Origin of the sequence: Herbaspirillum frisingense (genome assembly GCF_047325095.1) — a bacterium.
In the GTDB taxonomy this organism is placed as follows: domain Bacteria; phylum Pseudomonadota; class Gammaproteobacteria; order Burkholderiales; family Burkholderiaceae_D; genus Herbaspirillum; species Herbaspirillum frisingense.
This window is the reverse complement of record NZ_CP168558.1, coordinates 1,560,833-1,572,770: the sequence shown is the minus strand read 5'-3', so window position 1 is coordinate 1,572,770 and position 11,938 is coordinate 1,560,833. Positions and strand designations below refer to the sequence as shown.

The 11,938-nt window shown below is 64.7% G+C and carries 8 protein-coding genes; 5 read left to right on the top strand and 3 right to left on the bottom strand.

The features are described from left to right. The first annotated feature begins 47 nt into the window (after positions 1-47). The 3 genes from leuA to ACEOAC_RS07235 all read left to right on the top strand — a co-directional run bounded on the left by leuA (position 48) and on the right by ACEOAC_RS07235 (position 5,201). Positions 48-1,751, top strand: a complete 1,704-nt coding sequence (leuA, locus tag ACEOAC_RS07245) for a 2-isopropylmalate synthase (protein ID WP_413445210.1) — start codon at positions 48-50, stop codon at positions 1,749-1,751. Between the two features lie 266 nt (positions 1,752-2,017). After that, a complete protein-coding gene (locus tag ACEOAC_RS07240) occupies positions 2,018-3,226 on the top strand; it encodes an NnrS family protein (RefSeq protein WP_413628763.1) in 1,209 nt (402 codons plus the stop codon). 223 nt (positions 3,227-3,449) lie between these two features. Continuing rightward, the gene (locus tag ACEOAC_RS07235) at positions 3,450-5,201 is read left to right on the top strand and encodes a methyl-accepting chemotaxis protein (RefSeq protein WP_413628762.1); all 1,752 of its coding nucleotides are present in this window, start codon (positions 3,450-3,452) and stop codon (positions 5,199-5,201) included. 20 nt (positions 5,202-5,221) lie between these two features. Here ACEOAC_RS07235 and egtB read toward each other — a convergent pair whose 3' ends face one another. Both egtB and egtD read right to left on the bottom strand, forming a co-directional pair. Beyond that, on the bottom strand, positions 5,222-6,580 hold the full coding sequence (gene egtB / locus ACEOAC_RS07230) for an ergothioneine biosynthesis protein EgtB (RefSeq protein ID WP_413445686.1): 1,359 nt from the start codon (positions 6,578-6,580) through the stop codon (positions 5,222-5,224). A 51-nt stretch (positions 6,581-6,631) separates the two neighbouring features. Beyond that, a complete protein-coding gene (gene egtD, locus ACEOAC_RS07225) occupies positions 6,632-7,657 on the bottom strand; it encodes an L-histidine N(alpha)-methyltransferase (protein WP_413445687.1) in 1,026 nt (341 codons plus the stop codon). Between the two features lie 335 nt (positions 7,658-7,992). On the opposite strand from egtD, the gene ACEOAC_RS07220 reads away from it, so the two are divergent. Continuing rightward, entirely contained in the window at positions 7,993-9,882 is a 1,890-nt protein-coding gene (locus ACEOAC_RS07220; RefSeq protein WP_413628761.1) for an ABC transporter transmembrane domain-containing protein, read from the top strand. A 79-nt stretch (positions 9,883-9,961) separates the two neighbouring features. Next, positions 9,962-11,080: an NADH:flavin oxidoreductase/NADH oxidase gene (locus ACEOAC_RS07215; protein ID WP_413628760.1), complete on the top strand. Its 1,119-nt coding sequence runs from the start codon at positions 9,962-9,964 to the stop codon at positions 11,078-11,080. Positions 11,081-11,176: 96 nt separating this feature from the next. Here the strand turns inward: ACEOAC_RS07215 and ACEOAC_RS07210 are convergent, their stop codons facing one another. Further along, positions 11,177-11,818: a DedA family protein gene (locus tag ACEOAC_RS07210; RefSeq protein ID WP_039876006.1), complete on the bottom strand. Its 642-nt coding sequence runs from the start codon at positions 11,816-11,818 to the stop codon at positions 11,177-11,179. Positions 11,819-11,938 lie beyond the last annotated feature (120 nt).

Here is an 11,938-nt window from a genome sequence, read left to right as displayed (position 1 = left end):
TGAAGCATTTTCGCATTCCACGCATTCTTCAGACTTAGAGGTCCATCATGATGTTGAACAACCCCGCCGCCAAATACCGCCCCTTCCCCGCCATCGACCTGCCGGATCGCACCTGGCCCAGCAAGGTGATCGACACCCCGCCGATCTGGATGAGCACCGACCTGCGCGATGGCAACCAGGCCCTGATCGAACCGATGAACGCCGAGCGCAAGCTGCGCTTCTTCGAACTGCTGTTGAAGACCGGCCTGAAGGAAATCGAAGTCGGCTTCCCCTCGGCCTCGCAGACCGACTTCGACTTCGTGCGCAAGCTCATCGTCGAAAACCGCATCCCCGACGACGTCACCATCATCGTGCTGACCCAGTCGCGTGAAGAACTGATCCGCCGCACCGTGGAATCGCTGGAAGGCGCCAAGAAGGCCATCGTTCACCTGTATAACTCGGTGGCACCAGCCTTCCGCAAGATCGTCTTCAACATGTCGCGCGACGAGATCAAGAACATCGCCGTCACCGGCACCAGGCTGGTCAAGGAACTGACCGATGCGCGTCCCGGCACCGAGTGGCGCTTCGAGTATTCGCCGGAATCCTTCAGCACCACCGAACTGGACTTCTCCAAGGACATCTGCGACGCCGTCTGCGAAACCTGGGGCGCCACGCCCAATCGCAAGATCATCCTGAACCTGCCCTCCACCGTCGAGTGCGCCACTCCCAACGTCTACGCCGACCAGATCGAGTGGATGTGCCGCAACCTGAAGCACCGCGACAGCGCCATCATCTCGGTGCACCCGCACAATGATCGCGGCACCGCCGTGGCCTCGGCCGAACTGGCCGTGATGGCCGGCGCCGACCGCGTCGAAGGCTGCCTGTTCGGCAACGGCGAGCGCACCGGCAACGTCGACCTGGTCACCCTGGCCCTGAACCTGTACACCCAGGGCGTGAACCCGGGTCTGGACTTCTCCGACATCGACGTAGTGCGCCAGGTGGTGGAAGAGTGCAACCAGATCCCGGTGCACCCGCGTCACCCGTATGTGGGCGACCTGGTCTTCACCGCCTTCTCCGGCTCGCACCAGGATGCCATCAAGAAGGGCTTCGCCAAGCAGCAGCCCGACGCCATTTGGGAAGTGCCCTACCTGCCGATCGACCCGGCCGACCTGGGCCGCAGCTACGATGCGGTCATCCGCGTCAACAGCCAGTCCGGCAAGGGCGGCATGGCCTACCTGCTGGAACAGGAATACGGCCTGGCCCTGCCGCGCCGCCTGCAGATCGAATTCTCGCGCGCCATCCAGCGCGAGGCCGATGCCACCGGCAAGGAAATCAACGCCTCCGACATCCACGCCATCTTCCAGCGTGAATACCTGGAGCGCAGCGAGCCCTATGTCTACCGCGCCCACCGCATGTCGGAAGACACGGCCAAGGCCGAGTCGATCAACATCGAAGTCGACATCGTACGCAATGGCCAGCCGGTCACCGTGCGCGGCAGCGGCAACGGCCCCATCGATGCCTTCGTGCATGCCCTGGGCCTGGACATCAAGCTGATGGACTTCCATGAACACGCCATCGGTGCCGGTGCCGACGCCAAGGCGGCCAGCTACATCGAACTGCGCCTGAACGAAGCCCCGACCGGCTTCGGCGTGGGCATCGACGCCAACATCGTCACTGCTTCCTTCAAGGCCGTGCTGTCTGCCGTGAACCGCCAGATCGCCATCAGCGAGAGCGCCAACCAGGCCGGCTCCTCGCAAGCCAAGGCTGCCTGAAAACGGAACAGCGCCGGCGATCCCGGCCTATCCCCGTGAGCGTAAGCTTCCAACGCCGACCTACAGGTCGGCGTTGTTTCGTGCGGTCTCCCTTTTCAGGCTTCTCTCTCCCCATCCCACCCGCGTTCTCTCCGCGCACGGCACATTGCCGTGGCAAAGCATCCCCCTTTGTTTCATCGCAAAGGCAAGTCCCGGCTGCCGACCTAGAATGCCCCGCTCAGGCCGCCGCACTCCCATGCTGTCGGCCGCCAACCTCGGGACATCCCATGATCCAGATCAGCGTCCGCTCGTCGGCCCCCACATCGTCCAAGCCGGGTCCTGCAAACACCCCTCCGGCCCTGTTCTCGCTGGGATTTCGGCCCTTCTTCCTGGCCGGCAGCCTGTGGGCGGCCCTGTGCATGGTGCTGTGGATCGGCATCCTGCACGGTCACGTGGTCTTGCCGACCCATTTCGATGCCCTGAGCTGGCACATCCACGAAATGCTGTTCGGCTGGATCATGGCCGCCATCGCCGGCTTCCTGCTCACTGCCATCCCCAACTGGACCGGCCGCACTCCGGTACGTGGCACCCTGCTCGCGGTATTGGCCGGCCTGTGGCTGCTGGGCCGCGTGGTCGGCACCGTTTCCGCGCTGCTGCCACTGTGGCTGGCAGCGCTGGCTGAACTGCTGTTTCCGGTGGCCCTGTGCACCGTGGCCTGGCGCGACATCATCGCCGCCCGCAACCGCCGCAACCTGCCCATGCCACTCCCCGTGGCCCTGCTGGGCGTGGCCGACCTGCTGATGTACCTGCGCGCCGGCGGCGTGGACCAGCCCCCGGGCCGGGACTGGCGCCTGGCACTGGTGGCGGTCTGCATCCTGATGTCAGTGATCGGCGCGCGCATCATCCCGACCTTCACGCGCAACTGGCTCACGGCACACCGCAGCCCGCTTCAAGTCACCAGCCATCGCTGGCTCGACATGGCCGCCACCGCCAGCCTGCACGCCACGCTGCTGGCCTGGGCCTGCCTGCCCCGCGCCACTGCCGTAGGTGCCCTGCTGTTACTGGCGGCGGCGCTGAACCTGGCCAGGCTGCTGGGCTGGCGCGGCCATGCCACCCTGGCCGAACCCCTGCTGGCCGTGCTGCACCTGGCCTATCTGTGGCTGATCGCCGGCGTAGCCCTGTTGGGCCTGAGCCTGGTGGCGCTACCGACGCTGGAAATCGGCGCCATCCACGCGCTCACAGCCGGTGCCATGGGCAGCATGGTGCTGGGGGTGATGACGCGGGTATCGCTGGGGCATACCGGCCGTGCCCTGCGCGCCGATCGCAGCACCATCGCCATCTATGCGGCCATCAGCGCGGCAGCTGGATGTCGCATTGCAGCAACGTTCATCTCGGGCAACTTCCTCCTGACGATATCTGCTGCCTGCTGGTCGCTGGCCTTCCTGCTGTTCGTGCTACGCTACGCGGCTGTCCTGAGTCAGCCGCGCGCTGCCTGAGGTCAGCGACACCGATCGCCGCAAGACCGCGTCCCCCCGCACGGCCTTGCAGCTTGAATTGTCGGCCAGCTGATGTTGCCGCGAGGATAGATATTCCGTCATGAATTTACGTGATGGGCAGGTTCTCGTTACACGTAACTGGCTTATCATCGATGACTGGTCATCACACCAGTTCTTTTGCTTTAACAAACAAGTCGCAATCACATTTTTCGGGGGGAAAATAATGCGCTTCAGTAATCTCAGCATTGCCACACGCCTGGCCTTCGCCTTTTCGGTCCTGATCCTGGTGATCGCCGCCATCGTCACCCTGGGCCTGATCCGCCTGGGAGACATCAACAAGGCACTCGATCTGGTGGTCAACGACCGCTACAAGAAGATCGCCCTCATCAACACCATCTCCGGCAAGATCGACGACGTCGCCATCGCCGTGCGTAACCAGTTGCTGACCAATAGTCCAGAGCAGGCGACGCGGGAACAGGCGGTCGTGAACGATCTCTCGCTGCAGGTCACGGCTCACCTGAAGGAGCTCGACGGGATGCTGGTCAATCCCGCGGCCCGCGCGCAACTGGCCAAGGTCATGAAGGCGCGCGACGAATATGCCGCCCAGCGCAGGGAAGTCGAGGCACTCAATGCCAAGGGCCAGCGCGATGCCGCTGTCGAACTGCTCATCACCAAAGTCGGTGCGTTGCAGAAAGCCTACTTCGGTGAACTGGACAACCTGGCCGACACCCAGCAAAAGATGATGGACCAGTCGGTCACCGACGCCGAAGCCGCCTACAACACCACGCGCCTGATCATGCTGGTCTCCGGTCTGGTCTCGGCCCTGTTCGCCGCCTTCATCGCCTGGACCATTTCGCGCAGCATCACCCGGCCGCTCAGCCGTGCCGTCGAAGTGGCCGAGACCGTCGCCGCCGGTGACCTGACCGCCGTGATCGACTCCCGCTCCACCGACGAGACCGGCCGCCTGCTGCACGCACTGGCGGCGATGAACCAGAAGCTCAAGGCCATCGTGCTCGAAGTGCGACGCGGCACAGACTCCATGGTCACCGCCTCGACCCAGATCGCCACTGGCAACCTGGACCTCTCTTCGCGCACCGAGGAACAGGCCAGCGCTCTGGAAGAGACGGCCTCTTCGCTGGAACAACTGACCTCCAGCGTCAAGCAGAACGCCGACCACACCCGCAAATCCAGCGAGCTCGCCGGCACCGCCACGCAAGTGGCCAACCAGGGCGGCCAGGCTGTCAAGCAGGTGGTGCAGACCATGGGCGCCATCAATGATTCCTCGCGCAAGATCGTCGACATCATCTCGGTCATCGACGGCATCGCCTTCCAGACCAACATCCTGGCGCTCAATGCCGCCGTGGAAGCGGCACGCGCCGGCGAACAGGGCCGTGGGTTTGCCGTGGTGGCCTCCGAAGTGCGCGGACTGGCGCAGCGTTCAGCCACCGCCGCCAAGGAAATCAAGGAGCTGATCAACGACTCGGTCACCCAGGTCTCCTCCGGGACCGAGTTGGTGGCACAGGCCGGCAGTACCATGGATGAGGTGGTCCACAGCATCGAACAGGTCAGCCACATCGTCGGAGAGATTTCAGCGGCCACGCGGGAACAGAGCGACGGCATCGAACAGGTGAACCAGGCCATCATGCAGATGGACAACACCACGCAGCAGAACGCCGCCCTGGTGGAAGAAGCCGCCGCAGCGGCACAGGCGCTGCAGGATCAGGCCCAGCGTCTGCTGGAACTGGTCAGTGTGTTCCGTCTGGACGAGAAGGGGGCAGCACCGGAAATAAGCAGTGTCCCGCGCAGTATCCAGGCCACTGCCGTGCGCAAGGCGCCGCCGGTAGCGGTGGCAGCCGCTGCAAGCCCGGCCAAGGCTTTGCCGGCACGTCCGGCGCCATCAGCGGCGCCCACCGCCCGGCCGGCCCTGCCCGCCAGCCACAAGGAGGAAAAGTCGGACGAGTGGGAGACCTTCTAAATCCGCCTCCGAGCGCGGTATCAGGCCTGGCGTGCCAGCCTGATGCCGCTGACCTGCCAGCGCGCCGTGGCGGGAAAGAAGTTGCGGTAGGTCAGTCGGGCATGATTGAGCGGCGTGGCCGATGACGATCCCCGCAGCACGTACTGGTTGACCATGAACTTGCCGTTGTACTCGCCCACCGCGCCCGGTGCCGCAGCAAAGCCGGGATACGGCGCATAGCTGCTGCTGGTCCACTGCCAGGCCACGCCGAAGAACTCACGTCCCTGGCCTTGCAGACGGGCCGCCGCGTGCTCCCACTCGGCTTCGGTCAGCAAACGCGCCCCAGCCCAGCGGGCATAGGCGTCGGCTTCGTAATACGACAGGTGCACGACGGCACGATGCGGTTGCAGCGGCTGCAGACCATACTCGGTGAACTCACGCCATCGCCCGTTTCCGGCGGGCCGCCAATAGAGCGGATGGTTCAGGTCCTGCTGCTTCTTCCACTCCCAACCCTCGGACAGCCACAAGCTGGCGTCCTCATAGCCGCCGGCCTCGACAAAGGCCAGGTATTCGGCATTGTTGACCAGCCGCGAAGCGCACTGATAAGCCTCGACGAACTGGCGATGGCGCGGCGTCTCGTTATCGAAGCAGAAGCCGCTGCCGGTATGACCGATCTCCACCACGCCGGCGTCGATGCGGTGCCATTGCAATTCCAGCTCAACCGGATCGTTCAACTGCATGCTGGCCGGCAGTGGCTGGTAGGCCGGCTGCAGCGGATTGATCGACAACAGCACCTTGATGTCAGTCAGCATCAGCTCCTGGTGCTGCTGCTCATGCTGCATGCCCAGCTCCAGCAGGGCCAGGAAATCCTTCAGCTGGGCCTGCTGCGACCCCGTGTCGGGATCGGCGCCATCGGCCTCCAGCGCATCGATCAGCAACAGCATGCGTTCGTCCACCTGGGCCCGATAGGCCATCACCTCCTCCAGTGCCGGCCGGGTCAACAGTCCACGCTGCGGGCGCGGGAATTTTGCGCCCACGCCCTCGTAGTAGGAATTGAAGAGCATGCGGAACTGCGGATGGAATGGCGCAAAACCGGACTGGAAACGCTCCAGCAAAAAGGTCTCGAAGAACCAGGTGGTATGCGCCAGATGCCACTTGATCGGACTGGCGTCGGGCATGGCCTGCACGCAGCAATCCTCAGCCGACAGGGGCTCGGCGATCAGCTGCGACTGACGGCGCAGACGACGGTAGCGGTCGCCCAGCTTTTCGCGCGGGCGATGGTTGAGTTGCTGGACGGCAGCATCAATCACGGCATCGATGGTGGCGGCGGTGGCCGCCGCCGCGGATTCCGGGGCAAGCTGCCGCATGGACTGGTCCAGGGTAGTAAGGACTGAGGGCATCCGCTCTCCTGCAAAGAACTGGAATTCAAGGGAAAGGACTCAACGCGCTCTTCAGCGCGCCTGGGCGTAACACACCGCAAACCAGCGCCGCGTATCGAACCACATCCGGCAGCCGCCGAAACCGGCCTGCTCCAGCAGACCCAGGATGTCCTGCTCGCTGAACTTGTGGCTGTACTCGGTATGGATGCGCTCGCCCTGATGGAAGGTACGGCGCGCACCGGGCCAACGGACGATGAGGTCGCGCCTGGCCTCCAGGTGCATTTCGATGCGCTGGAAGCGGGCATTGTAGAAAGCCACATGGCGCCAGTCCCGTGCATTGAAATCGGCATCGATGAGCTCGTTGACGTGCTTGAGTACGTTCAGGTTGAATGCCGCCGTTACGCCCAGGGCGTCGTCATAGGCGGCTTCCAGCACGTGCGTATCCTTGACCAGGTCCAGCCCGATCAGGATGCCACCCTCTCCGCCCGGCAGCGCCGACCGTACACGACGCAGGAAGGCCAGCGCCTGCTGTGGATCGAAATTGCCCAGCGACGAACCGGGGTAGAAGAACAGCCGCCGTTGCGCATCCACTTCCGGCGGCAGTGTCAGCGTCGAGGAAAAATCCATCGCCAGCGGCTGCATCGGGATATCCGGGAAACGACGCTGCAAACCCTGCACCGACTGGTGCAGGAAGTCGGTGGAAATATCCACCGGCACATACTGCCGTGGCTGCAACGCCCCGAACAGCGACGCCGCCTTGGCGCAGTTGCCGGCGCCCAGGTCGATCAGGGTGCAGCCGGTACCGACTGCTGCCGCCATGGCGTCCTGATGGGTGGCATAGATGGCCGCCTCGGTGCGGGTCGGATAATACTCGGGCAGATCGCAGATGGCTTCGAACAGCTTGCTGCCCAAGGCATCGTAGAAATACTTCGGCGAGATGTACGCTTCACGGGCGCTGAGCCCGGCCACCAGTTCGGCGCCGGGCTGGCTACAGTGCCCGCTACTGGCTTCTGCACGGGGCTGCCGGTGGTCGGCGCGAATATCGGAATCGGAATCGGAGCTATCCCAGCATGTGGGGATCAGTGCGGGTTGGGCCAAGCGTATCTCCTTGCCAATGACGGTGGGTGGATGCTGCTTCTCTGCGGATGGGCGCTACCGGCTTGGGTACTGTAACAGGCCGGGGCGGTCAGGCAATGGCTGACGGACAACTTTGCGATACACTTTGTCAGATCGTCCGGGGCTGCCGGGGCTATTCTCGGCGCTGTCCCGGGACTGTTTATACTGATGCCTGTTCCGACTAGGGCGCAGCGCGGTGGTTCAACGCGGCAATGAGATTTTCGCCCCGCCCGCCGACGTAGCCCGATGGCAACAGGATCGTTGTCCACGGTCCCACGTGTTATCCCTCCAGCGCGCTGGCCCCTAAACCCTGATCCATGTCCATGTCTTCCACGCCGCCGCCTTCGCTCACCCAACCCGCACACCCGACCCAGTCCGCCGACACCGATCCAGACACCCGCCAGGCCAGCGCCACGGCGCGCAAGTCGGCGCTGGCGGCGCTGCGCGGCCTGCTGCCTTTTCTCGCTCCCTACAAGAAACAGTTCCTGCTGGCCGGCCTGGCCTTGCTGGTGGCCGCTGCGGCGACCCTGGCGGTGCCCTACGCCTTCAAGCAGATGATCGATCTGGGTTTCGGTGCGGCCGGCTCAGGTGCGGCCGGCCCAGGCGCGGCCGGTAGCACCGCCCACATCAATCTCTATTTCCTGGCCCTGTTCGGCGTGGCCTGCGTGCTGGGTGTAGCCACCGCACTGCGCTTCTACATGGTGTCGTGGCTGGGTGAACGCGTTACGGCCGACCTGCGCAGCGCCGTCTATGCCCACGTGGTCACGCAAAGCCCGGAGTTCTTCGAAACCACCAAGACCGGTGAAGTGCTCTCGCGCCTGACCACCGACACCACCCTCATCCAGACCCTGGTCGGCACCAGCATCTCGATGGCCCTGCGCAACATCCTGCTGTTCCTGGGTGGCATGAGCATGCTCTTCATCACCAGCGCCCGACTGACCTCGATCATCATCGTCATGCTGGCAGCCGTGGTCCTGCCCATCGTGTTCTACGGCCGGCGCGTGCGCAAGCTCTCGCGCGCTTCGCAGGACCGCGTGGCCGATGCCTCGGCCATGGCCGGCGAAATCCTCAACGCCATGCCCACGGTACAGGCCTTCGCCCATGAGGAAATCGAAGCGCGCCGCTTTGGCCAGTCGGTGGAGCGCGCCTTCGAAACCGCCATGGAGCGCATCCGCGCCCGCTCGCTGCTGACGGTGGTGGCCATCCTGCTGGTGTTCGGCGCCATCGTCTTCGTGCTGTGGCTGGGCGCGCATGCGGTCATGCGCGGCAGCATGAGCGGCGGCGAACTCGGCCAGTTCATCCTCTATGCCTCGCTGGTGGCGGGCTCCCTGGGCGCGCTCTCGGAAGTGATGGGAGACACCCAGCGCGCAGCCGGCGCCACCGAGCGCCTGCTCGACCTGCTGGCAGCACACTCACCGGTGCAGTCGGTACTGCTGCCGGAAAAACTGCCGCCGCGCACCGCCAACGGCGCGGCGCTGCACATCGCCGAGCTCGGCTTCCACTATCCTTCGCGCCCGGAGCATGCCTCGCTCACGGGGTTTTCGCTCGATGTGCGGCCAGGCGAAACGGTCGCCGTGGTCGGCCCCTCCGGCGCGGGCAAGACCACGCTGTTCCAGTTGCTGTTGCGCTTCTACGATCCGCAGCAGGGCAGCATCCGCCTCGATGGCGTGGACATCCGCTACCTGACCCTGCAGGACCTGCGCAACGCCATCGGCATCGTGCCGCAGGACACCGTCATCTTCTCGGCCAATGCCATGGAAAACATCCGCTTCGGCCGGCCCGGTGCCAGCGATGCGGAAGTGATTGCCGCCGCCCAGATGGCCGCCGCCCACGAATTCATCGAACGTCTGCCGCAGGGCTATCAGTGCTTCCTGGGAGAACGCGGCGTGCGCCTGTCCGGCGGCCAGCGCCAGCGCATCGCCATCGCCCGCGCACTGTTGAAGAACCCGCCGCTGCTGTTGCTGGACGAGGCCACCAGCGCCTTGGATGCCGAATCCGAACGGCTGGTGCAAAGCGCACTGGAAGCCGCCATGGTGGGACGCACCACCCTGGTCATTGCGCACCGCCTGGCGACGGTGCAGCGCGCCGACCGCATCATCGTGCTGGAGCACGGCCGTATCGTCGAGACCGGCACCCATGCCGAACTGGTGGCCCGCGACGGTCTCTACGCCAGCCTGGCGGCGCTGCAGTTCGAGACCGGACAATAGCCAGGCGGTGGCCGACGCGAAATCCTGAAATCCCCTAGACTGCGCATTTCGTTCGCCATCGACATGACAGGAGTTCCGCATGAGTAGCCAATTGTTTTCGCCGCTGAGCCTGCGCGGCATCACCTTGCCCAATCGCATCGCGGTGTCGCCGATGTGCCAGTATTCGGCCGAGGATGGCTTCGTCAACGACTGGCATCTGGTGCACCTGGGCAGCCGCGCCGTGGGCGGCGCCGGACTGGTCATCATGGAGGCCACGGCGGTGGTCCCCGAAGGCCGCATCACCGCGGCCGACCTCGGTATCTGGAAGGACGAGCACATCGCCCCCCTGCGCCGCATCACCCGCTTCATCGAACAGCAAGGCGGGGTGCCGGGCGTGCAACTGGCGCACGCCGGTCGCAAGGCCAGCTCCCTGCGCCCCTGGGACGGCCCGGCCGGCAGTGTCGCCGTGGCCGAGGGCGGCTGGCTGCCGCGGGCCCCATCCGCGCTGGCATTCGACACCAGCTACACCGAGCCGCAGGCACTCAGCGTCGAGGACATCGCCGCCCTGGTGCAGGCCTTCGCCGATGCAGCCCGACGCGCCCATGCGGCCGGCTTCAAGCTGATCGAACTGCACGGCGCCCATGGCTACCTGGGCCACCAGTTCCTGTCCCCGCTGAGCAATCGTCGCAGCGATCACTATGGCGGCTCCTTCGAGAACCGCATCCGCTTCCTGCTGGAAACCGTACGCGCCACCCGTGCCGTCTGGCCGGACGAGCTGCCGCTGCTGGTGCGCCTGTCGGCCACCGACTGGGCCGAAGGCGGCTGGACGCCGGACGACACCGTGGCCCTCGCAGCCCGCCTGCGCGAGCTGGGTGTGGACCTGGTGGACGTCTCCAGCGGCGGCAACCTGCCGTCGGCGCCGATTCCGGTCGGCCCCGGTTACCAGACCGGCTTTGCCGCCCGCGTCAAGGCCGAGGCCGGTATCGCCACCGGTACCGTGGGCATGATCACCGACGCCATCCAGGCCGAACACGTGCTGCGCACCGGCCAGGCCGACCTGGTGCTGCTGGCGCGCGAACTGTTGCGCGACCCCTACTGGCCCATGCAGGCGGCACAGCAATTGCGTGAAGACATCGCCTGGCCGCCACAATACGTGCGCGCCGCGTCCAGCAAGACACCGCTGCGACCGGATGTGCAGTACGGGCGCAACGCCGACTGAAATTTCCTGTGGATAAAAAGAAAAATGCTGCCCGGTCGGGTGTCGACCGGGCAGCATTTTTTATGGGACGCCGAAGCTGGGTCTGCGTACCGCAGATCAGCCCGGACGACGCTTGTGACGGATGTATTCGATGATCCCCGGCAGGATGGACAGGATCACGATCACCACGATCAACAGGCTCAGGTTCTGCTTCACGATGGGCAGGTTGCCGAAGAAGTAGCCGGCATAGCCAAAGCTGGCCACCCAGGCGATGCCGCCGATGACGTTGTAGAGGAAGAAGCGCGGATAGGTCATCGCGCCCACGCCGGCCACGAAGGGCGCGAAGGTACGCACGATGGGTGCGAAGCGGGCAATGATGATGGCCTTGCCACCGTGCTTTTCGAAGAAGGCATGGGTCTTGTCCAGGTACTCCTTCTTGAAGATGCGTGAATTGGGCTTGTCGAACACCTTGATGCCCAGCATCTTGCCGATCTGGTAGTTGGTGCTATCCCCCAGGATGGCGGCCACGATCAGGGTCAGCAGCATCAGGTGGATATCGTAGGCACCGGTGGCAGCCAGCGCGCCGGTCACGAACAGCAGCGAATCGCCGGGCAGGATGGGGGTGACCACCAGGCCGGTTTCACAGAAGATGATCAGGAACAGGATCAGGAACAACCAGGGTCCGTAGGAAGCGGCCAGCTCGGCCAGGTGACGGTCGATGTGGACGATGAAATCGACCAGGAACAAGAGAATATCCATAAGGCCTGCAAGGGAAGTGGCGGAAAGTGGGCATTGTACCAACAGCCTGAGCCATACCCGCCAAATTTGACGCAGCGCCGCATGCACTGGCTTCCTCCGCTCAACTTCCCCGGCGCGGCG